Source organism: Actinomadura rugatobispora, assembly GCF_042656285.1.
Taxonomy (GTDB): domain Bacteria; phylum Actinomycetota; class Actinomycetes; order Streptosporangiales; family Streptosporangiaceae; genus Spirillospora; species Spirillospora rugatobispora.
On the sequence record NZ_JBHSON010000025.1, the window covers coordinates 25,578 to 48,252 of the forward strand.

Below are 22,675 nucleotides of genomic sequence, written 5' to 3' on the forward strand. Positions count from 1 at the left end.
GCGCGCGGGCCCGGGCATGCGCATGATCTCCTCGGCGATGCTGGGCGGTGGGATCGCCCCGGGCGGCTGGGTCCTCAACGCCCAGGTCGCGGGGGAGTACGCGCGGCTGGACCCCGCCGAGCACCTGCGCGAACTGGCCGCCGCGTCGGGACTGCGAGGTCCCGGCGTCGGCCTGCTCACCGCCGCCGCGGTGGACCGTACGGCGCGCGCTTCCGACGGCGGCGTACAGGCCGCGGCCACGGTAGGCCTCCGCGTCCCCACCTGGGCCGCCGCACCACCCGATGCCCGAGACCCGGAACTGGCCCCGATCAGCGCCCCCGCGACCGCCCCAACATCGAGCACCACCCCGCAACCAGTCCCAACCAGCGGCGCGGTCGCCAGAACACAACCGCTCCCGAGCGGCATGACCCGAACGAGCCAGGTTGAACGGACACAACCTGTTCCCAGCGGAAGAGCGGGGACGGAGCAGAGCCGAGGCGGCAGGACGCAACCAGACCAAGGCACCAGGGCACAGCCTGGCGGGTCGCAAATGAGCCAGCCAGGCGACCGGGCGCAAACCACCCCGAGCAGCGCTACAGGCCAGGGCGCCCGGATGGAGCCAGTCCCAAGTAGCGGAACACAGCCGAGCCGGCCTCAACGGACGCAACCCTCCCCGAGCAGCGTTACGGGCCAGGACGGCCAGGGGGAGCCCGTCAGCGGGGCGGATGGTGTGGCGGTGCCACGGTGGCGGCCGGGGACGGTGAACGTCGTGGTCGAGGTCCCGGTGGCGCTGTCGGACGCGGCGCTGGTGAACGCCGTCATGACAGCGACGGAGGCCAAAACACAGGCGCTCCTCGAAGCGGGCTACTCCTGCACGGGCACCGCCTCGGACGCAGTCTGCATCGCCGCGCCGATTCCCGCCGAGGTCGATGCGGAACCGTTCGCGGGGCCGCGTTCTCTGTGGGGCGCGCGCATCGCCCGGGCCGTACACGCCGCCGTCTATGAGGGCGCGCTTGACTACACCGAGTGGCTCAAAAACCGGAACGGCGAGACTGTCTAGAAGAGGCGCCTCCCAAGCCGAGCGCTGCCCGAGGCGGGCGTTGCCCGAGGCGAGCGCTCAAGGCAGGGGCGTCCCCAGGCGGGCGTTGCCCGAGGCGGGCGTTGTCTGAGGCGGGGGCTTCCCCAGGCGTGCTGCCCGAGGCGAGCGGCTCTCGAGGCGAGCGCTTCTCAAAGTGGGCGCTGCCCGAGCCGAGCTGCCCGAGCCGGGGAGGTGCTTCCCGAGGTGAGCGGCTCCCAAGGTGGGTGTTTCCCGAGGCGAGCAGTTCCCAAGGCGGGTGCTTCCCGAGGCAGGCGCTGCCCGAGGCGAGCGCCTCCCAAGAGAAGTGGCTCCCGAGGCGAGGTGGTGGGGCTGCCCGAGCCGAGGTGGGCGTGAGGTGGGCGCTTCCCCAGGCGAGTGTTTCCCAAGACGAGCGCTGCCCGAGGTGGGCGCTGTTCAAGGACCACGGAGCAAGGACCACGGACCAACGACCGAGGACCGAGGACCAACGACCGAGGACCGAGGACAGGCCCTTCCAGAACGCGCGCTTCTAGGGCGGAGGCGTCTTCCAAAGCAACGGCTTCCACGAGCAAGGGGCTTCTAGGGACGGAGGCGGGCACGCGCGTTGGTTTCGGCCTGGGCGTGGCAGGCGGGGCCGCCGCGCCACCCCGGTGCGGCGCGGCGGCCCACCAGGGCCGATGCTGTGTGTGGGAAGAGACCACCTCCTCTACGCCGACTCGGCCGGCATTGGGGACTCAGCCGGCGTGGGGGAGGCGCATGCCGTTCAGCCGGTGCAGGCCGGTGGGCGGCTCCTGCTCGGTCGGCGGGCGGGCGCCGTCGCGCGGGGTGTTCAGCTGGACGAGGGCGTCCACACGTCGGCGCGCGCGCTCGGCCTCGGCCCGTGCCGCGTCCCGTTCGCCGGTGAGCGCCGACACGGCGGCGCGCAACTCGTCGACGGTGTGGGACAACTGCCAGTTGTGCTGCTCGAATTCGTGCAGCCGCGCCTGCATCTGGTCGCGGTCGGCGACCGCGTGCCCGCGCTTGGTCTCGGCCTCCCGGATCTGGGAGCGCAGGTCCTCGGAGGCGCGGTGCGCGGCGGCGGCCTCGATGCGCTGGCCTTCCACGATGGTTTCCGACTCCGACAGCCGCGCGTGCAGGCTGACGAGCTCCGATCGTGCGTTCTCCAGGGCGGCCAGCAGTTCGCCCTCGCGTCCCCGCACGTGGTCGCGTTCGCTTTCGGCGGCGAGCCGCGCCGCTCCCGCCTGTTCGGCGGACTCCTTGGCCTGGACGGCTTCACGGACCGCGGCGTCCCGGTCCGCGACCGCCTTCTCCGCCTCGGCACGGGCCGCCGCCGCATCACGTTCGGCGTTCTCCGCACGCGCACGGGCCGAATTCGTCTCCCGCCATGCCGTTTCGACGTGGCGTTGGGAGGCGTCGCGTTCCTCTTGGGCGATGGCCACCTGCATGGCGGCTTCTGCGCGCGCGCTGGACACCTGGCGTTCGACGCCGGCGACGCTCAGCTCCGAGGACAGGGAACCGGCGAGCCGTTCCGTCATGGTCTGCAGCCGGTCGACCATCTCTCCGACCCAGGCGACCTGGCCGGTGAGGCTGGACGGATCGTGCCCGCGTTCGCGCCAGCGCTGTGCCTCGTCGCTGCACGCGCCGCCGTTGTCCTGGCAGTAGCGCACCGCGTGCGAGCCGTCCAGGGGCTGCTGTACGGGACGCCCACACGTGGCGCAGGGCCGGAACCGAAAGGCTACGGTCTCCTCCCCCGGCAGGCGGCAGGTGTCGATGGGCGTTGGAGCGGTCTCACGCGAACGCGTCGTCTCCAGATCGGTGACGGTCGCCCGTACGTTCTGCTGCTCGAAGCCCAGGATCGGCAGGTCTCGATGGGTGTCGTCAGGATCGCCCGCCGCCGGCCCTGCCCGTCCAAGACCCGCGTCGCTCGGCGAAGGCGCGGGCTCTGGACGGGACGAGCCGGGGGCCAGGGTCGGGAGGGGCATGGTGGTAGTGGACGTGAGGGAGGGCGAGGCGGCGCCTGAGGGACCGTTCGGCGGGGCGGCCGCCGAATGGCGGGCATGCCGGGCCGATGTCGCCGCCTCGCCGCGTGCGGTCCGGCAGGTGAGCGCGTCATCGCCGAGTGGAGCGACCTTCTGGTCCGTCATGTGCCGTTGTACGCAGGCGCGTCCCGAATCGTTCGACGCATCGCCCGACGAATTCGCCACTGCCGTCCCAATTCGCCGGCCGAACCGGGCCGTTATCCCCGCTCGCTCTGTTCCCGCAGGTAGTCCTCCCTGACCCGGCCGCGGCTCAGCTTGCCGGAAGGGGTGCGCGGCAGCGACGCCCGGAACTCGATCCGCCGCGGGTGCTTGAGCCGTGCCAGCCGCGGCTCGCAGTGCGCCAGCAGCGCCGCCGCGAGGTCCCCGCCCGGTGCGGCCCCGTTCGCCGGTTCGACCAAGGCGACGACGCTCTGCCCCCAGTCCTCGTCCGGGACGCCGATGACGGCGACGTCGCCCACCGCCGGGTGCTGCAGCAGGGCCGCCTCGATCTCCGCCGGGTAGATGTTCACACCCCCGGAGATGATGAGGTCGGTGCGGCGGTCGCTCATGTAGAGCCAGCCGTCCTCGTCCAGGTGGCCGATGTCGCCGGGGGTGTAGAAGTCGCCGAGCATGCTGGAGGCGGTCTTGGCCGGGTCCCCGTGGTACTCGAAGCCCGCCTGCCCGCGGGCGTAGATCAGGCCGGGCTCGCCGGGCGGCAGTTCCTCGCCCGCCTCGTCGAAGATCTTGACCTCGACGCCCTCGACCGCGCGGCCGACCGTGCCGGGGTGGGCGAGCCACTCCTCCGGCCGCGCCACCACCACGGGCCCGCTCTCGGTGGAGCCGTAGTACTCGTACAGCACCGGGCCCCACCAGTCGAGCATGCGCCGCTTGGTGTCCACCGGGACCGGCGCGGCGCTGTGGTACACCTGCCGCAGCGACGACACGTCGTACCGGTCGCGGACCTCGGCGGGCAGGTTCAGCATGCGGTGGAACATCGTCGGCACCATGAACGCGTTGGTGACGCCGTGCCGCTGGATCAGCTCCAGGGTGTCCTCCGGCTCGAAGTGCTCGCCGACGACCACCGCGTGCCCCAGATTGAGCGCGAGCAGCGCGTGCACGCACGGCGCCGAGTGGTAGAGCGGCCCGATGGCCAGGTGCACCTCGTCGCCCGGTTCGAGGGCCAGGTGCTGGGCGAGGGTTTGCCTCAACACGCTCATCGGCAGCTCGGGTGGGAAGTCGAGCTGCGGGCGCCGTACGCCCTTGGGCCTGCCGGTCGTCCCGGAGGTGTAGAGCATTATCGAGCCCATCGTGCGCTCGGCCGGCGGCTCACCCGACCCGCCCCGCACAAGCTCGGCAAGGCTCGTGTACCCGTCAGGCGCTTCGGTGGACGGACCGAGCGTGATCAGCACCCGCGAGGAACCCCCCACCCCACCACCCCCCGTCCCAGCACCAACCCCAACCCCACCGACCACATCCGCAGCACCCCCCGCCCCCATGCCACTTCCCGTGCCGCCCCCGGTGCCCGTGCTGCTCCCCGTCCCCGTGCCGGCCCCCGTCTCCGTGCTGCTTCCTGCACCCGTATTGATTGCCAAGCCGGTCTCCGCGCCCGTGCCGGTCCCCGTGCGCAGGCCAGTCTCGGTGTCTGGGGCAGTCGCCGTGCCTGTGATCGTCTTTGTGGCGCTTCCGGTGCCGGTTGCCGTGGCTGGGGCGGTTCCTGCGGTCGATTTGGTGGTCGCGTGCGGGCTGGGTTCCGTCACCGCGCCGGTCACGGTGTCCGTGTACGCGGGTTCGGTGATCACGGCCTTGGCGCCGCTGTCGGCGAGGATGTAGCCGATCTCGGGGGCGGTGAGGTGTCGGCTCACCGGGACCAGGTAGAGGCCGGTCTGCATGGCCGCCAGCAGCACGGTCAGGAACTCGGGCCGGTTGCCCAGGACGGTGGCCACCGTGTCGCCCTTGCCGAGTCCGAGGGCGCGCAGGCCGTGTGAGAGGCGGTTGACCTCGGCGTGCAGTTCTCCGTAGGTGACCGTTCCGGCGGGGGTGCCCAGGAACGCGGGCCGGTCGGGATGCGCGGCGGCGATCTCGTAGAAGCTGACGCCTTCGATTCCCATGCGGTGCTCCTCCGGCGGGGTGGGTGGTCCGTCCATGGAGCTACGCCACCGCCGGGAAGTCAAGGCTTGGATCGGTCCAAAGTAAGTGGCCGATTACCTCTCGGTCGACGATGGCGTCGGAGCGGCCGACGAGGAGGCGGCGGCGGACGCCGTGCCTGGTGCCGGGTGGCGAGACCGTCGGATGGGCGCCGGTGCTCAGTGAGAGGGGGGAGTGGCGCACAAGGCGGCGTGGGCCATGGTGTGGAGCAGGGACGCCATGGCCTCGCGGTCCAGGCCGCTGGCGCTGTGCGGGGTGGAGTTGATCAGCCCGAAGCAGGCGTGGACGGCGGCGCGGGCGCGGTCCACGGGCTCGTCCGGGCGCAGCCGTCGCAGGACGCCCACCCACTCCTCGACGTAGGCCCGCTGCAACCGCCGGACGCGATGGCGTTCGGCCTCGGGGACGTTGTCCAGTTCCCGCCCGTGCACGGTGATCAGCGCGGGCTCGTCGAGCGCGAACGCGATGTGCCCGCGCAGCAGGGCGTCCAGCGCCTCGGCCGGGTCGCCGGAGGCAGCCCGGCGGGCGCCCTCCGCGAGCAGCCGCTCGCTGATGTCCAGCAGCATCTCCGCCAGCACCGTCTCCTTGCTCCGGAAGTGCCGGTAGAGCGCGGGCCCGGTCAGGCCGACCGCGCGTCCTAGTTCCCCGATCGACACGCCGTGGTAGCCGCGCCGGGCGAACAGTTCGGCCGCCGCTCCCAGGATCTCGGTCCGCCGCGGATTCGCCGGGGCGGCCCGTCGCGTGCCGCCTCCGTCCGCAGGTGAGTCCGGTGCGCCCGGGGCAGGGTCGGGGCGCCCCTGGGCTGGGGTGGAGCCGCCTCTGGGGGAGCGGGCGGGGTCGCTGGTGGCCCGGGTCATGGGGACAGTCTAGACTGGCGTTGTTAATAGTGGTTAACATCGGCTTTGTTAATGACCATTAACTGTCGCGCCAGAGAACGAGGACGGGCGAGGACGGACGATGAGCGGACCACCTGAGCTGGGCACCCGCGCCGATCCCGGCGACGAGGCGTTCAAGCGCAACGTCGAGCACAACGAGGCCCTGGTCGCCGAGTTGCGCGAGAACATCGACCGGGCCGGGCAGGGCGGGCCGCCGCGCTCCCGCGAGCGGCACGTGGCGCGCGGAAAGCTCCTGCCGCGCGACCGCGTCGACACGCTGCTCGACCCCGGCTCGCCGTTTCTGGAGCTGTCCCCGCTCGCGGCGCACGGCATGTACGACGACGAGGCCCCCGGCGCCGGGATCATCACCGGGATCGGGCGGATCGCGGGCCGCGAATGCGTCGTGGTCGCCAACGACGCCACGGTCAAGGGCGGCACCTACTATCCGGTCACGGTGAAGAAGCACCTGCGCGCTCAGGAGGCGGCCCTCCACAACCGGCTCCCGTGCGTGTACCTGGTCGACTCGGGCGGAGCCTTCCTGCCCCGCCAGGACGAGGTCTTCCCCGACCGCGAGCACTTCGGGCGCATCTTCTACAACCAGGCCACCATGTCGCGCGAGGGCATCCCGCAGATCGCGGCGGTGCTGGGCTCGTGCACGGCCGGCGGCGCGTACGTCCCGGCGATGAGCGACGAGGCCGTGATCGTGCGCGGCCAGGGCACGATCTTCCTGGGCGGCCCGCCGCTGGTGAAGGCCGCCACCGGCGAGGTCGTCACCGCCGAGGAGCTCGGCGGCGGCGAACTGCACTCCCGCACCTCCGGCGTCACCGACCATCTGGCCGAGAACGACGCGCACGCGCTGGCGATCGTCCGCGACATCGTCGGCACGTTCGGCCCGCGCGAGCCGCGCCCCTGGGACGTCGCCGCCCCCGAGGAGCCCGCATACGACCCCGGGGAGCTGTACGGCGTCGTCCCGTCCGACGCCCGCACCCCCTACGACGTGCGCGAGGTCATCGCCCGGGTCGTCGACGGGAGCCGTTTCCAGGAGTTCAAGAAGGAGTACGGGACGACGCTCGTCACCGGCTTCGCCCGCATCCACGGCCACCCGGTCGGGATCATCGCCAACAACGGGATCCTGTTCAGCGAGTCGGCGCTGAAGGGCGCCCACTTCATCGAGCTGTGCGACCGCCGCTCGATCCCGCTGGTGTTCCTGCAGAACATCACCGGCTTCATGGTCGGCCGCGAGTACGAGGCGGGCGGCATCGCCAAGAACGGCGCGAAGATGGTCACGGCGGTGTCGTGCGCGCGCGTCCCGAAGTTCACGGTGGTGATCGGCGGGTCGTTCGGCGCCGGGAACTACGCCATGTGCGGCCGCGCCTACTCGCCCCGCTTCCTGTGGATGTGGCCGAACGCCCGGATCTCGGTCATGGGAGGCGAGCAGGCCGCCAGCGTCCTGGCCACGGTGCGCCGCGACCAGCTCGGCGACTCCTGGACGGCCGAGGCCGAGGAGGAGTTCAAGGCGCCGATCCGCGAGCAGTACGAGCACCAGGGCAACCCGTACTACTCCACCGCCCGGCTCTGGGACGACGGCGTCATCGACCCCCGCGACACCCGCCGCGTCCTCGGCCTGGGCCTGTCCGCCGCCGCCAACGCGCCGCTGGAGCCTGTCGGCTACGGCGTCTTCCGCATGTGAGGCGGCCCGGGATGCCGAGAAATCAACCCGACCTGCCGTGCACGGCCGTGAAGACCACGGCGTCCACGTCCGCGTTCGTGCGGAGGGTGTCGGGACGGAGCGTGCGGGCGGGATCGCCGGTATCGGGGAATGTGGAGGCCTGAGGGTGTGGGGAGCGTGATGTTCGAAAGCGTCCTGGTCGCCAACCGGGGAGAGATCGCGGTCCGGGTGTTCCGGACGCTGCGCCGCCTCGGAATCCGGTCCGTGGCCGTGCACACCGACGCCGACGCCGGGGCACCGCATGTGCGGGACTCCGACGAGGCGGTGCGGATCGCGTCCTACCTGGACATCGAGGCGATCATCGAGGCGGCCCGCGACGCCGGGGCCGAGGCGATCCATCCGGGATACGGGTTCCTCGCCGAGAACGCCGCGTTCGCGCGGGCCTGCTCGGCCGCCGGGATCGCCTTCGTCGGACCGCCCGCCGAGGCGATCGAGACGATGGGCGACAAGATCCGCGCCAAGCGGACCGTGGCCGCGGCCGGGGTCCCGGTCGTGCCCGGACGGGACGAACCGGGCCTGTCCGACGAGCAACTCGCCGAGGCCGCCCTCGCCATCGGGCTGCCCGTGCTGCTCAAGCCCTCCGCGGGCGGCGGCGGCAAGGGCATGCGGCTGGTCCGGGAGGAGGGCGAACTGACCGACGCGATCGCCTCCGCCCGCCGCGAGGCGCGCGCGTCGTTCGGCGACGCCACCCTGCTGGCCGAGCGGTACGTCGGCAACCCCCGGCACATCGAGATCCAGATCTTCGCCGACGCGCACGGCGGCGCGGTCCACCTCGGTGAGCGCGAGTGCAGCCTGCAGCGCCGCCACCAGAAGATCGTCGAGGAGGCCCCGTCGCCGCTGCTGGACGAGGCCGCCCGGGAGCGCATGGGCGCCGCCGCCGTCGCCGCGGCCCGCGCGGTCGGCTACACCGGCGCCGGAACGGTGGAGTACATCGTCTCCGCCGACCGGCCCGACGAGTACTTCTTCATGGAGATGAACACCCGCCTCCAGGTGGAGCACCCCGTCACCGAGCTGGTCACCGGCCTCGACCTGGTCGAACTCCAGCTCCGCGTCGCCGCGGGGGAGCCCCTCCCGATCACCCAGGACGAGGTCGCGCTGCGCGGGCACGCGGTCGAGGCCCGTGTCTACGCCGAGGACCCCGCCCGCGGCTTCCTGCCGACGGGCGGCCGCGTGCTGTCGCTGGACGAGCCGGCGGGCGAACACGTCCGCGTCGACTCCGGGCTCGCCGAGGGCACCGAGGTCGGCGGCTCCTACGACCCCATGCTCGCCAAGGTCATCACCTGGGGCGCGGACCGCGCCGAGGCCCTCGGCCGGCTCGACCGCGCGCTGGCCTCGTACACGCTGCTGGGCGTCCCCACCAACGTCGCCTTCCTGCGGGCCCTCGTGCGGCATCCCGAGGTGGCCGCGGGACGCCTCGACACCGGGCTGGTCGAACGCTCCCTCGACGACCTCACCGGGACCGCCGCCTCCGCGTCCGCCCCGCCCGAGGTCCTGGCCACCGCGGCCCTCGAACGGATGCTCGCGCTGGAGACCGGGGACCCCGACCCGTGGGCCGTACCGGACGGCTGGCGCCCCGGCGCGCCCGCCTGGACCCCGTGGATCATCACCCCGTCCGGCGGCGACCCGGTCGAGGTGCGCGTGCAGGGCCGCGCGCACGACGCCCGCGTGGCCGTCGGCGGTGACGCGCCCGTGCCCGCGTCCCTGCGGGCGGACGGACCGGCGCTGATCCTCGGCTTCGGAGGCAGGACGACCGTGTTCACCGCCGCCCGCGAGGACCACACGCTGTGGCTCGGCCGGGGCGGGCGCACCTGGGCGCTGGCCGAGCACGTCAGGGCGGAGACCGGCGCCGCCGCGTCCACCGCAGGCGACGGCGTGCTGCGCAGCCCCATGCCCGGGACCGTCCTGGCCGTCAAGGCCGCCGAGGGCGACCACGTCACCGAGGGCCAGCCGCTGGTCGTCGTGGAGGCGATGAAGATGGAGCACACGGTCACCGCGCCGGTCACCGGCGTCGTCGCGCAGCTGCCCGCCCGCACCGGGGCCCAGGTGGCCCTGGACGCCGTCCTCGCCGTGATCGAGAGCGCGGACCGATGACGCGCACCCGCCACCGGGCGGCCCCGCCGCGGGCGGCGGACGCCGGGACGCGACGACCGAGCCGGCCCGATCCGACCGGCGGCCGGAGAACGACATATGGAGGCGTGGGCGATGCAGGTTCCGCTTGACGGGCTCCCCGAACGGGTGACGATCTACGAGGTCGGCCCCCGCGACGGGCTGCAGAACGAGAAGGCGATCATCCCGGTCGCCGACAAGGCCGAGTTCATCGTGCGGCTCGCCGACGCCGGGCTGCGGACCATCGAGACCACCAGCTTCGTCCACCCCAAGTGGGTCCCGCAGCTCGCCGACGCGGAGGAACTCATCGGCGCGCTGCCCGGCACGGACGCGGTGCGGAGGCCCGTCCTGGTCCCCAACGAGCGCGGGCTCGACCGCGCGCTCGCCAACGGCGTCACCGACATCGCCATCTTCGCCAGCGCCACCGAGTCGTTCGCCCGCCGCAACCTCAACCGCACGGTCGACGAGTCCCTGGCCATGTTCGCGCCCGTGGTCGAGCGGGCCCGGGCCGAGGGGCTGTGGGTCCGCGTGTACGTCTCGATGGCCTGCGGCGACCCGTGGGAGGGCGACGTGCCGATCGAGCAGGTCGTCTCCGTGGCCAGGCGCGTGATGGACCTGGGCTGCTCCCAGCTCAGCCTGGGCGACACCATCGGCGTCGGCACGCCGGGCCAGGTCACCGCGCTCATCACCGCGCTCGCCGAGGCCGGGATCGGCCCCGACCGGCTCGCCGTCCACTTCCACGACACCTACGGCCAGGCCCTCGCCAACACCCTCGCCGCGCTCCGTGCGGGAGTGACCGTCGTGGACGCCTCCGCCGGCGGCATCGGCGGCTGCCCGTACGCGGAGAGCTCCACCGGCAACCTCGCCACCGAGGACCTGGTGTGGATGCTGCACGGGCTGGGCATCGAGACCGGTGTCGACCTGGAGAAACTCGCCGCCACCAGCCGCTGGATGGCGGGCCGTCTGGGACGTCCCAGCCCCTCCCGCGTGGTGCAGGCCCTGTCCCCCTGACCGCACCGAGTGAAGACCCCCGCCGCGACGACCCGCCCCGCGCGGGGCCGTGACACCGCTGAACGGGGAGCGCCCAGGGCGCGACCATCGACGACGAAGGAGTGACCCCCGATGATCGACTTCACGCTCACCGACGAGCAGGAAGAGCTGCGGCGCACCGTCGAACGGTTCGCCCGTGAGAGTGTCGCCCCCGTCATCGGGGACCTGTACGAGCGGGGCGAGTTCCCGTACGAGATCGTCGCCGCCATGGGCAAGATGGGGCTGTTCGGCCTGCCGTTCCCGGAGGAGCACGGCGGCATGGGCGGCGACTACTTCGCGCTCTGCCTCGCCCTGGAGGAGCTCGCCCGCGTCGACTCCTCCGTCGCCATCACCCTGGAGGCGGGGGTGTCCCTGGGGGCGATGCCCATCTACCGGTTCGGCTCCGACGCGCAGAAGGCCGAGTGGCTGCCCCGCCTGACCTCCGCCGAGCGGCTCGCCGCGTTCGGGCTCACGGAACCGGGCGGGGGCTCGGACGTCCCCGGTGGCATGCGCACCACCGCGCGGCTCGACGGGGACCAGTGGATCATCAACGGGACGAAGTCGTTCATCACCAACTCCGGCACCGACATCACCGCGTTCGTCACCGTCACGGCCCTCACCGGGGAACGCGAGATCTCCACGATCATCGTGCCGAACGGGACCCCGGGCTTCACCGTGGGGAAGAAGTACTCCAAGGTCGGCTGGTCGGCGTCCGACACCCGCGAGCTGTCGTTCGACGACGTCCGCGTACCGGCGGCGAACCTCGTCGGCGAGCGCGGCCGGGGCTACGCCCAGTTCCTGCGCATCCTGGACGAGGGCCGGATCGCGATCGCCGCCCTGTCGGTCGGGCTGGCCCAGGGCTGCGTGGACGAGTGCCTCCGCTACGTCCGGGAGCGCGAGGCGTTCGGCAAGGAGATCGGCCGCTACCAGGCCATCCAGTTCAAGATCGCCGACATGGAGCTGCGCGCCCACACCGCCCGTCTCGCCTACTACGCCGCGGCCGCGAAGCTGCTGGCCGGGCAGCCGTTCAAGAAGGAGGCCGCCATCGCCAAGCTCGCCGCCTCCAACGCCGCGATGGACAACGCGCGGGAGGCCACCCAGATCTTCGGCGGCTACGGCTTCATGAACGAGTACGCCGTCGGCCGGTTCTACCGGGACGCCAAGATCCTCGAGGTGGGGGAGGGGACGTCGGAGGTGCAGCGCATGCTCATCGCCCGAGCCCTGGGCCTCCCCGCCTCCTGACTCACGCCGAGGCCGACCCGCCGGGCGACTGGTCAGGTGGAGGAGTCCGGTGTGGCCGGCGCACTCGAACGCGGCTACCTCGCCACCGGGGCCGCGTCGCCGGCGGCGGGCGCGCGCCGGCTGTGCGGCAGTATGCGGCGCGGTCGGATGCGTCGCGGTCCGCAGCTCACCGCGGCCCCCCGCAGCGATCTCGGCCCGGTCGCGGGCCGAGATCGGGCTCGCGGGGGCGGTCACTCGCTTCCCAGGTAGAAGCGGCTGCCCTGGTCGTCGACGCATTCGGCGAGGGTGCCGTAGGGCCGCCGTTCCGGCTCGGTGGCGGTGCCGCCGGCGGCCCGGACGCGGGAGACGGCGGCGTCGATGTCGTCGACCGCGTACACGGGGACGATGGTGGGACGGTCGTGGCCGCCGTGCATGCCCGTCATGGGGTGGAGCTCACCGTCGTCGATCTGCACCGACCAGCCGTCGGGGACGCGGCCCGGGGAGAAGTTCCAGTCGAGCACCGTCCCGAAGAAGGCCCGGGCGCGCGCGGAGTCGGGGACTTGCAGGGTCAGGTAGGAGATCTCCCCCTGGGACGCGCTCACGGGCGGGGAGGGCCGGCCGGCGCCGGTGGAGGATGCCGGGGCGCTTCCGGGCTCGTTGAAGAGGGCGAAGTCCATTCCCTGGTCGTCGGTGCACTTCGAGACCCGCCCGAACGGCTCGTCGTGCGGCTCCTCGGCTGCTCCGCCGGCTGAGCGGACGCGCTCTGCGGCCGCGTGGACGTCGTCGACCGCGAAGTACAGGAACAGGGTGCGGTGGCCCTGGCCGCCCCACAGCCCGATGCGCTGGTGGGGGAGCCCCTGGACCCGGCGGCCCTGCGCGGCGCTGCCGGGGGCGAAGCGCCAGCCCAGGACGGAGCCGTAGAAGTCGGTGGCCCGTTCGACGTCGGGCAGCAACAGCGAGGCGTAGGCGATGTCGCCGTGCCGGGGACCGGGCGTGGGCGCGGGCGGGGAGGTGACCATCCAGCGGTGACCGAAGGGGTCGACGATCACGCCGTTGCGGCCGTGGGGGTAGTCGGCGACCGGCCGGGCGAGCTCGGCGCCCTCCTCGACGGCGCGGGCGACGACCGTGTCGACGTCGGGCACGGTGAGGTAGACGGACTGGCTGGGGCCGCCGCGCGTCTTGGGCCCCAGCAGCTCCAGCTCGGGCCATTCGTCGGCCAGCATCAGCACCGAGTCGCCGATCTCCAGCTCGGCGTGGCCGACGCGGCCGTCCTCCATCATCACCGGCTCGCCGCGCCGCCGGGCGCCGAGCACCCGGGCGTACCACTCGAGGGCGCGCGGGGCGTCGTCGACGCACAGATAGGGCGTGAGCGAGTGCACCCGGGCCTCGGGCTCCGCGGGCTCGGCCGGGGTCGCGGGGCCCGAGGCCCCGCCCGTGCGGGCGGTCGTGGTGGGCATGATGCCTCCCGTGTCGGCGCCCGTGGGGCGCAGGAGTTCCCGGCGCAGCCGCTCGCGCAGCCGGGCGGCGAAGACCGGATCGGGGTCGGCCGGGGTGATCGAGGCGCGGAGGGCCTCCAACGGGTCAGCCATCGCGGCCCTCCTCTCCGTGGCAGCGTTCGTTGTAGGCGCGCCGGAACGCGGCTCTCGCCCGTACCAGCAGCGCCTCGGTGGCGTGCAGGGTGCGGCCCAGGTGGTCGGCGACCTGCGGGACCGGGAGCCCGTCGAGGTAGCGCAGGGTCAGCGCCGCCTGATGGTGCGGGCCCAGCGCGGCCAGGACGTCCCGGGCCACCAGCGCGTCCAGCCGCTCCTCCCAGGGGTCGTCGGTGTCCGGGCGGCCGGCGTCGGCCTCGCGCAGCCCGCGCTCCTCGCGCGCCGCGCGCCGCCAGTGGTCGGCCAGCTTGTGCCGGGCCACCCCCACCAGCCAGGCCGCCGACAGGTCGGGCGGCGGCTCCTTGCGCACCGCCTCGACCGCGGCCAGGAACGTCTCCGCGGTCAGATCCTCGGCGAGGGCCCGCCGACCGCACCGGGACAGCAGGTAGCCGTAGACCTCGGGCAGCGCCTTGTCGTAGAGGGAGAGCAGCGCTGGGCCCGGGTCCGGTTCCACCTCCTGCCTCGGTCGTCCCATACCCCTCCATCGCTCGACGCCCGGGATCTCCGACGCCCGGACGCGGAAAAAATCCCATCACTCAGCGTAATCGATCAGCGCTTGATCGTGACCGGGCGTATTGTCGACGATGTCCGGGCCTCCGGACCGCCGCGACGGCCCGCACCGCTGCGACCGCCCGGCCCAGCCCGGCGATGTCGGGCGCGGGCCAGGCGGTCCCGTACGAGGCGTTAGGCGGGCTCGTTCGAGGCGTTCGGTTCGGGCTCGAAGACGGTGTTGCGGGGGCGGGGCAGGTCGTAGTGGTCGCGCAGCGTCGTGCCCGTGTACTCCTTGCGGAAGAGGCCGCGGCGCTGGAGTTCGGGCACCACGTGGTCGATGAAGTCGTCCAGGCCCCCCGGCAGGTACGGGGGCATGACGTTGAAGCCGTCGGCGGCGCCCGCCTCGGCCCATTCCTCGATCCGGTCGGCGATCTGCTCGGGCGTCCCGGTCACGACCAGGTGGCCGCGGCCCCCGGCGAGGCGGTACAGGAGCTCGCGCAGGGTGGGACGTTCCCGCTGGACGAGCTCGGTGATGAGCGCGGCCCGGCTCTGCGGCCCCTGCACGTCGCCGGGCTGTGGGAGCGCGTCGAGGGGGACGGGCTCGTCCAGCGGCAGGCCCGACAGGTCCACGCCGTCGAAGCGGGCCGACAGGTGGCGCAGCCCCACCTCGGGGACGGTCAGCTCGTTCAGTTCCCGCTCAAGCCGCCGGGCCTCCTCCTCGGTCGAGCCGATGATGGGGCTGATCCCCGGCAGGATCTTGATGTGCCGGGGGTCGCGGCCCGCGGCGGACGCACGGCGCCGGACGTCGGCGGCGAAGTCGCGCGCCGCGGCCAGATCCTGCTGCGCGGTGAAGATCGCCTCCGCGTACCGCGCGGCGAACTGGCGGCCCTCCTCCGACGACCCGGCCTGCACGAGGACGGGATCCCCTGCGGCGGCCGCGGGACGGTCAGCGCGCCGTTCACCCGGTAGTAGCGGCCCTCGAACCCGGCCCCCTTGATCCTGCCGGGGTCGGCGAAGCGCCCGGACTCCCGGTCGTGCAGGATCGCGTCGTCGGTCCAGCTGTCCCACAGCCTGGTGACGACCTCCATGTACTCGAACGCGCGGGCGTACCGCTCGTCGTGCGGGATGGGCCGGTCCAGCCCGAAGTTGCGCGCGGCGCCCCGCGCCCACGAGGTGACGATGTTCCACCCGATCCGGCCATGGCTGATGTGGTCGAGCGAGGCGAACTGCCGGGCGAGGTTGTACGGCTCGGTGTAGGTGGTGGACGCCGTCGCGATCAGCCCGATCCGCTCGGTCGCGGTGGCGAGCGCGGCCAGCAGCGTCAGCGGTTCCAGGCCGCTGCGGGGGCGGTGCTCGGTGTCGCCGCCCACGATGAGCTGGTCGGCGAAGAACACCGAGTCGAGCAGGCCCTCCTCGGCGCGTTGCGCCAGCCGCCTGTAGTGGGTGACATCGGTGATGGCGGCGGTGGTGGAACGCGGATGGCGCCAGGCCGCCTCGTGGTGGCCGTGGCCCATCACGAAAACGTTAAGGTGCAGTCGGTCCGGCGCCATCGCGGGCGTCCTCCTTCGTGATGCCCAGCCCTTGCAGCAGGGTCCTTCTCGTGGCCAGGAAGTCGGGGTGCTCGTGGTCCCTTGGCCGCGCCAGGCCGATCTGCAGGTCGACGGCGATGCGCTCCTCGTCCAGTACCAGGACGCGGTCGGCCAGGGTGATGGCCTCGTCCACGTCGTGTGTCACCAGAAGCACTGCGGGACGGTGCTTTGCGCAGTTGGTCAGTGCGTCCAGGGCGCCGAACGGCTCGTCGGCCAGGAGCAGTGCCGGTTCGCGCACCAGGGAACGTGCCAGCGCGACGCGCTGCTGCTCGCCGCCCGACAGTGCGTTGGGCCAGGCGCGTTCCCGTCCGGCCAGGCCCACGTCCGCCAACGCCTCGCGGCCCCGCACGGTGGAGTCGGGGGCGTCCAGGCCCAGGACGACGTTGTCGAGTGCCCGTGCCCAGGGAAGCAGGCGGGAGTCCTGGAACATCACTGAACGGTTCTCGGGGACCTCTAGGTGCCCGGAGCCCTTCACGTCCGGATCGAGCCGTGCCAGGGCCCGCAGCAGCGTGCTCTTGCCCGATCCGCTCCGGACCGCACGTCGGTCAGCCGCGCCGGGTCGGTCTCCGGATGCCGCCATGCCGCCTCGTGATGCCCGACGCCCTGGATGAAGGCGTTCAGATGCAGCCCCCGGCCGCTCGCCGCCGTCACATGCCCTCCTTCTTGCAGCCATATCCCTGGCTAGCTGACTATACATACCGTTTTTATAAGAAATTATCCGAGGTGGGCGGTTCGTACGCGTGGGCATCCTCTGGGCGAATCATGCGGAGGCCGATCACCCGCGTGCCGTCACCCGGCACAATCGACGCCATGGCGAGCGTCAGGTGTCAGCCCTGCGGCTGAAATCGCAGGACACGGCCGCTTGCGCGGGATGATCGCGCGCCCCAGAGGGGATGCTTGGGGCTGCGGGTTCTGAACGGGGGCGGGGATGGGCGGGTGGAAGCCGGACGATGGCGAGGCCGCCGAGGCGAAGCGGCATGCGGCATCGGGACCCGCTAATCGGACAAATCCGGAAGTTCGCGATGATACGGATGTGAGGGAAACCGAGCCGCTGACCCTGTTCACCCGCGACGGCGTTCGCATCGACGCGGGTCACACCCCGGGCGACCCCAGACTGTGCATCGTCCTGGCCCACGGGTTCACCTGCTCCTGGCGGCAGCCCCCACTGCGCCGGATCGCCGTCGTGCTCAGCGCCCACGGCGGCGTGCTCGGCCTCGATCTTCGCGGTCATGGACGGTCCGGCGGCCGCTCCACGGTGGGCGACAGGGAGGTCTTCGACATCGAGGCCGCCGTCGCCGCGGCCCGCCGCCGCGGATACGAACGCGTCGCCGTGGCGGGCTTCTCCCTGGGCGGAGCCGTGGCCGTACGGCACGCGGCCCTGTACGGCGGCGTCGATGCCGTCGTCTCCGTGAGCGCACCCGCACGCTGGTACTACCGCGACACGGTTCCCATGCGGCGCGTTCACTGGGTGATCGAACGTCGCGTGGGCCGACTCGCGGTGCGCCTGGCCCGGGGTACGCGCGTCGCCGCGAATGGCTGGAACCCTGAACCGGAGGCGCCGCACATGGTCGCCTCACGCATCGCCCCGACTCCGCTGCTGGTCGTCCACGGCGACGCCGACCCGTTCCTACCCCTGGAGCACGCCCACCAGTTGTACGACGCGGCGCGTGACCCACGTGAGCTGTGGATCGAACCCGGATTCGGGCACGCCGAGGTGGCGGCGACCCCAGACCTCATCAAGCGCATAGGCAAGTGGGCCCTCGCGCAACGCTAGGCCAAGCCACCCAAAGCCCCATCCCTGCACGGCCGCGTACTCGCCAAGGCGCAACGCCCAAGAGGAAGTGCCTTCCTCCAGACGCGACAGCCGCCCGGGGCACGGTCACTCAGGGCGCATCGTCAACAAGACGTGCATTCGGCCCACCTGTATGCAGACCGCGGTGTGCCAGGCGCGTCATTCAACGAGCCGGTCGTGCCTATGAGCCGCGTAATAGTCGACCTGGCGCGCCATCACCTCGCGCATGGACGAACCCCTGGGAAGCCCATATACCGTGCCGGGGAAGTCCATCTCGCGTTGGACCTCCCACAGCTCCTCATGCCGGTCCGGTGAGAACAGCTCCGCGGGGTCCCCTGCAGCGATCCACCCAATGGGCAGCACCGTCTCAGGGGCCAGCCGCGAATTGACGTGCAGCACGCTATTGATGCGCAGCTCCGATCCGGCCCCGGCGACCGCTCCGGGGAACACCGACACTCCTGTCGCGAGGAAGACCTCGTCCTCGATCGTCGCCCCGTTCACGTGCGCGTGAGGACCGACGAGCACCGCGTCGCCCACCGTTGCCGCATGCGCCGCCCGTCCCCTGACGAGCGCGTTCTCCATCACCACGACGTCCGAGCCGATCCGCACCTCGCCGTCCTCGGCCGTCAACACGGCCCCGTGCAAAACGCGGACGCGTTCGCCCAGTACCACCGCCCCGCACAACACCGCCGAGGGCGCAACGTACGCCGACTCCGGCACCACCGGCCGCCGTCCCCGATGCTCCATGATCATGCTTGTAGTCTCCCCGGTTATCCACAGTTCGCGGACCTTCTTCCGATCACCCGGCCCGGTCGGCAGCATCGACGTCATGACCACGACGAACCTCAGCTGGCGGTTCGCCGGCACCACCGTCGGTCCGCTCGACCACGACCAGGCGACCTCCACCGCAGCTCGTGCGGCCCTGATCGGCAGGCTCCGTCCGCCCAAGGTCGTCGCGCGCCGTACCGCCGCGTGGATCTGGGGCCTGGACGTCTTACCGCCCGGCCCGCCCGAGCCGGATCGGGAGATCGACATGACCTCCGGCGAGGATCTGCCGCCGTCCCACATCGTCGAGGAGGCGGGAGTACGGCTGACGTCCGTGTCCCGGACGGCCCTCGACTGCGCCCGCTGGCTTCCCCGCCTCGAAGCGATCGCGGCCCTCGACCAGTTCCTGCGCGCGGGAGTCGAGCCGGCCACGCTCAAACGCATGGCCCAAGATCTGAAAGGGCTTCCCCATTCCTCCCGTCTGTGCGAAATGCTCCGCTTGGGCGATCCGGGCGCCGCGTCCCCAGGTGAAAGCTGGACCCGTTTCGTCCTCGTCGACACGGGTTTTCCGAGGCCCCAGACGCAGATTCCCGTCATGGGCCCGCGCGGTGACCCTTTCTACATCGACCTCGGCTACGAGGAGTTCCGCGTCGGCATGGAGTACGACGGCGAACCGCACCACATCGGCCCCCGGGCGAGGGCCAGGGACGAGGGACGCCGCCGCTGGCTCGCCCGCCAGAAGGGATGGGAGATCATCCCCGTCACCAGGGACTTCCTCCCACGCCCGGGCCCCTACCTCGAGGCCCTGCTCACGGCTCTCCTCCACCGCGGCTGGAACCCGAACGACAAGACCATGGACCGCATAGCCGACCGCCTGGCCCGCCTCCACAGAGGCTTGGGGAGCAACGGATGAACCCCGCGTCCACGCTCCCACCCAACCAATGCGATCTCGCCCGTAGCGGACTCAGAAGGAGATCACGTGCGCGCTGCTGAACCGCCAACGCCTCCAGCATCGAGGAGGGACGAGGCCCCGCCGATGCTCTCCCTGCCGTCACACCATGACCTGCAGTTGGTGGCCGACGACGAACCAATACTCCACCAAATCGCCGTTCCAGACGCCAGCCCTCATTTGCAGACCGCCACCGATCAACGGGCGCTGGCCCGTTCAATGGAGTTTCCATCCAGCGGTGTGGTCGCCGGTGCAGGGGCCATCCCCGCTTTGACCTTGTTCTGCGAGCCGCAATCTCGTTCAGCGAGGCAACGGGCTGCGCCGTGATCGGCGGGCCCCTGGCGGCACGGGCCGCTCGACAGTCCAGGGGCCATGCTTCGGCCGCTGTCGGAGCCGGGAGTGTCTAATGAACGGCGGATCCGATGATCAAGGAGACGCCAGGTGACCGACACCGCCGCCGAGAACGAGTCCGCCGAGCAGCCGGTCCAGACGCCGCCGGGTGCGGGGTTGGGCGGTGGTGGTTGGCGGCTGGGATGGTCCTCGAGGGGGAGGCGGCCAGTGCTCGCGAGGGAAGCCGACCCGGTAGTGGGTGGCAGAGGGTGACGGAGCGAAGAGAGGAGCTTCATGTCGAACGAACTTGTCGTTGCCCCGTCACCGCCCAAGAGGATCGTGTGGGCGGCCTACGCCGTGCCGCTGTGCGTGTTGCCGTCGGCTCTGTGGCGGCTCGCACTGGTGGCCGGGCTCTTCGACGAAGACGAGGTGCACCCGATCGGCGGGTCGTTGGCGGAGCAGATCTACGTGCCGTCGCTCAGCGTCGTTTCCATGGTGCTGGCCCTGCTCACGTTGGGACTCGTCCAGCCGTGGGGAGAGGCGTTGCCGCGATGGATCCCGTTGCTCGGAGGCAGGCGGGTCCCCCCGATGGCGGCGGTTGTTCCCGCCGTCGCCGGAAGCATCTGCATCTTCGGGCTCTACGCCTACCTCTTGTTGAACAACATCTTCGACTGGGTGGACCAGGGCCCCGTTGTGATAGGTGGGGAGCAGCCCATCCCGCCGCCATCGGGGCTCGCCGGGCAACTGGAGGTGATCTGCTATGCCCCGCTGCTGGCTTGGGCGCCGCTCCTGATGGTCGTCACTGTCGACTACCACAGGCGCCGTTCCTGCGACCGTCGCGTCGCCCCGGCCGGTGTTTAGAGCCTGTCTCGGTGCGTCCTCGGTACCGCGCAAGCGCGATACCTGGGTGAGGCGGTGCCGGAGGCGAGCGTCACCGTCCAGATCGCGAAGCAAAACCGAGCCCGCCAAGACCCGGTAGGCGGCTGCCAGTGAGGTGAGCGCCGCCAGGCGTGCCGCCGCAGGTCAGGGCTTTGGCGCACGGTGAGCCCCTGGGCCGCGGGTGCGTCCTCGTCAAGGCTGGCGCTGCGGTCGGTGGAAGCGTCTCGCGGCCTTCTGCGGTTAGGGAGGTGGCCGGGCGGCCGTGGTGAGGGGGAGGGGTACCGACTGGGGGCTTCTCTAGGGTTGTAGAAGAATGTTCTAGTAGAACAGAATTCAGCTCTATGGGACGGGAGCGGATTCTTCGGGCCGCGCTGGAGCTGTTCGGGCGGGACGGGGTGAACGGGACGACGCTGAGCCGGTTGCGGGAGGCCGGCGGTGTCAGCGTCGGGAGCTTCTACCACCACTTCGCGTCCAAGGAGCAGGTCGCCGAAGCGCTGTTCGTGGAGTGCATCGAGTTCTACCAGGCCGACTTCCTGGTGGAACTGCGTGAGCATGCGGATCCGCATGAGGGTGTCGCCAGCGTGGTGGCGTTCCACGTGCGGTGGTGCATGGAGCATCCGGAACGGGCCAGGTTCCTGTTCACCGAACGGCCGCCTGGGGGGAACGTCCTGCGGGGGCGCAACCGGTCGTTCTACGGGGAGGTGCAGGGCTGGTGGCGGGCGCACGCACACCATGGCGCCTTGCCCGAGCTGGATCTGGTGACCGCCTTCGTGCTGTGGCTGGGGCCGGCCCAGGAACTGTGCCGGCTCTGGCTCAACGGGGAGATTCCCGCACCGGACGACCGGCAGATCGCGCGGCTGGGGCAGGCCGCCTGGAGGTCTCTGGAAGGAGACAAGGATGATCGTTGACGCGTGGATGCAGCACGGCACGGTCCGGTTCCTGCAGCACGAGATGCTCGACTCGCTGTGGCGGTGGATCGGGCGGAAGCCTTCGGACGAAGAGGTCCCGGTCGATGTCACCGTGGCCGCGATGGACTCCGGGGGCGTTGACGTCGGGCTCATCAGCGCCTGGTACGGGCCCGAGGGCGACCTCGTGAGCAACGACGAGGTGGCCGGGTTCGTGGCGGTGGCGCCGGACCGGCTGGTGGGAGTTGCCTCGGTCGACCTGCGGAAACCCATGGAGGCCGTACGGGAATTGCGGCGTTGCGTGAATGAGCTCGGTTTCAAGGCGCTGCGCGTGGTGCCCTGGCTGTGGGAGCGGCCGCCCACCGACCGGCTCTTCTACCCGTTGTACGCGGAATGCGTCGAGCTGGGCATTCCGTTCTGCACGCAGGTGGGCCACACCGGGCCGTTGCGCCCGAGCGAAGTTGGACGGCCCATTCCGTACATCGATCAAGTCGCGCTGGACTTTCCCGAGCTGGTCATCGTCGGGGGCCACATCGGCTACCCGTGGACGGAGGAGATGGTCGCGGTATGCCGCAAGCATCCGAACGTCTACATCGACACTTCGGCGTACACCGTGGAGCGCTATCCACCTGAGCTGGTGCGCTACATGAAGCAGCGCGGCCACAAGGTCATGTTCGGCACCAACTTCCCGATGATCACCGCGGAGCGGGCACTGCGCGGTTTGGACGACCTGGGGCTGGAGGACGGGCAGCGAGAGGCGTTCCTGGCAGGGAACGCGCAAAAGGTTTTCAGCTTGTGATCTACAATGTAAAGGCACCGGCCGGAGACGAACCCTTCGAGCATGTGCGCCGATCCGTGTGGAAGGTACCCGCGGAACAGTCTGATCGTCGGTGAGTCGGCACTTCAGAGCTTCCCGAGAAGGGGAAGTGCCGTGGCGGCATACTCGGAGAGCGCTCCTGCGCTGTTGGGTGTGCTTCCTGGTGAACGGCTGGGGTTCGATGAGGTCGGGTGGGACTGATTGGCGTTTCGGTGGGTGCGAAATCGACTGAAGTGCTATATGCCCTCAGTGGAGATGGCCATGAAGTGGCGATTCGGTGGCTTCGTGGCTCGGACGAGGGACGTTCCTCGTTGCCCAGCCGTTCTTGCCTGGCTCGTTCAAACGAATCGGG

General features: G+C 71.5%; 19 protein-coding genes and 1 pseudogene. 10 read left to right on the forward strand and 10 right to left on the reverse strand.

What is annotated here, in order from left to right; all coding sequences use genetic code 11:
• The first annotated feature begins 37 nt into the window (after positions 1–37).
• The gene (locus ACFPZN_RS19330) at positions 38–1,039 is read left to right on the forward strand and encodes an adenosylcobinamide amidohydrolase (protein ID WP_417281729.1); all 1,002 of its coding nucleotides are present in this window, start codon (positions 38–40) and stop codon (positions 1,037–1,039) included.
• A 731-nt stretch (positions 1,040–1,770) separates the two neighbouring features.
• Here ACFPZN_RS19330 and ACFPZN_RS19335 read toward each other — a convergent pair.
• The 3 genes from ACFPZN_RS19335 to ACFPZN_RS19345 all read right to left on the reverse strand — a co-directional run bounded on the left by ACFPZN_RS19335 (position 1,771) and on the right by ACFPZN_RS19345 (position 6,053).
• On the reverse strand, positions 1,771–3,018 hold the full coding sequence (locus ACFPZN_RS19335; RefSeq protein WP_378283405.1) for a coiled-coil domain-containing protein: 1,248 nt from the start codon (positions 3,016–3,018) through the stop codon (positions 1,771–1,773).
• A gap of 254 nt (positions 3,019–3,272) precedes the next feature.
• Complete coding sequence (locus ACFPZN_RS19340) at positions 3,273–5,162, reverse strand: AMP-binding protein (protein WP_378283406.1); 1,890 nt, start codon at positions 5,160–5,162, stop codon at positions 3,273–3,275.
• A gap of 195 nt (positions 5,163–5,357) precedes the next feature.
• On the reverse strand, positions 5,358–6,053 hold the full coding sequence (locus tag ACFPZN_RS19345) for an SACE_7040 family transcriptional regulator (protein ID WP_378283407.1): 696 nt from the start codon (positions 6,051–6,053) through the stop codon (positions 5,358–5,360).
• Between the two features lie 100 nt (positions 6,054–6,153).
• On the opposite strand from ACFPZN_RS19345, the gene ACFPZN_RS19350 reads away from it, so the two are divergent.
• The 4 genes from ACFPZN_RS19350 to ACFPZN_RS19365 all read left to right on the forward strand — a co-directional run bounded on the left by ACFPZN_RS19350 (position 6,154) and on the right by ACFPZN_RS19365 (position 12,177).
• Positions 6,154–7,761, forward strand: coding sequence for a carboxyl transferase domain-containing protein (locus ACFPZN_RS19350; protein ID WP_378283408.1), 1,608 nt, complete (start codon positions 6,154–6,156; stop codon positions 7,759–7,761).
• A gap of 159 nt (positions 7,762–7,920) precedes the next feature.
• Entirely contained in the window at positions 7,921–9,891 is a 1,971-nt protein-coding gene (locus tag ACFPZN_RS19355; protein ID WP_378283409.1) for an ATP-binding protein, read from the forward strand.
• Positions 9,892–10,002: 111 nt separating this feature from the next.
• A complete protein-coding gene (locus ACFPZN_RS19360; protein ID WP_378283410.1) occupies positions 10,003–10,917 on the forward strand; it encodes a hydroxymethylglutaryl-CoA lyase in 915 nt (304 codons plus the stop codon).
• 111 nt (positions 10,918–11,028) lie between these two features.
• Entirely contained in the window at positions 11,029–12,177 is a 1,149-nt protein-coding gene (locus tag ACFPZN_RS19365; protein WP_378283411.1) for an acyl-CoA dehydrogenase family protein, read from the forward strand.
• Between the two features lie 230 nt (positions 12,178–12,407).
• Here ACFPZN_RS19365 and ACFPZN_RS19370 read toward each other — a convergent pair whose 3' ends face one another.
• The 6 genes and pseudogenes from ACFPZN_RS19370 to ACFPZN_RS19395 all read right to left on the reverse strand — a co-directional run bounded on the left by ACFPZN_RS19370 (position 12,408) and on the right by ACFPZN_RS19395 (position 16,537).
• Positions 12,408–13,745 carry a VOC family protein gene (locus ACFPZN_RS19370; protein ID WP_378283412.1) on the reverse strand — a complete coding sequence of 446 codons (1,338 nt, stop codon included), beginning with the start codon at positions 13,743–13,745 and terminating at the stop codon, positions 12,408–12,410.
• Positions 13,738–14,280, reverse strand: a complete 543-nt coding sequence (locus ACFPZN_RS19375; protein WP_378283413.1) for an RNA polymerase sigma factor — start codon at positions 14,278–14,280, stop codon at positions 13,738–13,740. Before ACFPZN_RS19375 ends, ACFPZN_RS19370 begins: the two co-directional genes overlap by 8 nt.
• 209 nt (positions 14,281–14,489) lie before the next feature.
• Entirely contained in the window at positions 14,490–15,209 is a 720-nt protein-coding gene (locus ACFPZN_RS19380) for an LLM class flavin-dependent oxidoreductase (protein WP_378283414.1), read from the reverse strand.
• Positions 15,210–15,262: 53 nt separating this feature from the next.
• A pseudogene (locus ACFPZN_RS19385) lies at positions 15,263–15,847 on the reverse strand (LLM class flavin-dependent oxidoreductase); the annotation flags it as partial.
• Positions 15,822–16,361 carry an ATP-binding cassette domain-containing protein gene (locus ACFPZN_RS19390; RefSeq protein WP_378283415.1) on the reverse strand — a complete coding sequence of 180 codons (540 nt, stop codon included), beginning with the start codon at positions 16,359–16,361 and terminating at the stop codon, positions 15,822–15,824. The pseudogene ACFPZN_RS19385 and the gene ACFPZN_RS19390, both read right to left, overlap by 26 nt.
• Positions 16,358–16,537 carry a hypothetical protein gene (locus tag ACFPZN_RS19395; RefSeq protein ID WP_378283416.1) on the reverse strand — a complete coding sequence of 60 codons (180 nt, stop codon included), beginning with the start codon at positions 16,535–16,537 and terminating at the stop codon, positions 16,358–16,360. Before ACFPZN_RS19395 ends, ACFPZN_RS19390 begins: the two co-directional genes overlap by 4 nt.
• Before the next feature lie 382 nt (positions 16,538–16,919).
• Between ACFPZN_RS19395 and ACFPZN_RS19400 the strand changes: the two genes are divergently transcribed.
• A complete protein-coding gene (locus ACFPZN_RS19400) occupies positions 16,920–17,660 on the forward strand; it encodes an alpha/beta hydrolase (RefSeq protein WP_378283417.1) in 741 nt (246 codons plus the stop codon).
• A gap of 177 nt (positions 17,661–17,837) precedes the next feature.
• Here ACFPZN_RS19400 and ACFPZN_RS19405 read toward each other — a convergent pair whose 3' ends face one another.
• Positions 17,838–18,509, reverse strand: a complete 672-nt coding sequence (locus ACFPZN_RS19405) for a gamma carbonic anhydrase family protein (RefSeq protein ID WP_378283418.1) — start codon at positions 18,507–18,509, stop codon at positions 17,838–17,840.
• On the opposite strand from ACFPZN_RS19405, the gene ACFPZN_RS19410 reads away from it, so the two are divergent.
• The 4 genes from ACFPZN_RS19410 (at position 18,508) to ACFPZN_RS19425 (ending at position 22,305) form a co-directional block, all read left to right on the forward strand.
• Positions 18,508–19,356 (forward strand): hypothetical protein, encoded by an 849-nt coding sequence (locus tag ACFPZN_RS19410; protein WP_378283419.1) that lies wholly within the window; start codon positions 18,508–18,510, stop codon positions 19,354–19,356. The two genes, ACFPZN_RS19405 and ACFPZN_RS19410, sit on opposite strands and share 2 nt — an antisense overlap.
• Before the next feature lie 660 nt (positions 19,357–20,016).
• Positions 20,017–20,583 carry a hypothetical protein gene (locus tag ACFPZN_RS19415; protein ID WP_378283420.1) on the forward strand — a complete coding sequence of 189 codons (567 nt, stop codon included), beginning with the start codon at positions 20,017–20,019 and terminating at the stop codon, positions 20,581–20,583.
• 359 nt (positions 20,584–20,942) lie between these two features.
• Positions 20,943–21,509, forward strand: a complete 567-nt coding sequence (locus ACFPZN_RS19420; protein ID WP_378283421.1) for a TetR/AcrR family transcriptional regulator — start codon at positions 20,943–20,945, stop codon at positions 21,507–21,509.
• Entirely contained in the window at positions 21,499–22,305 is an 807-nt protein-coding gene (locus ACFPZN_RS19425; RefSeq protein ID WP_378283422.1) for an amidohydrolase family protein, read from the forward strand. Before ACFPZN_RS19420 ends, ACFPZN_RS19425 begins: the two co-directional genes overlap by 11 nt.
• Positions 22,306–22,675: the final 370 nt, after the last annotated feature.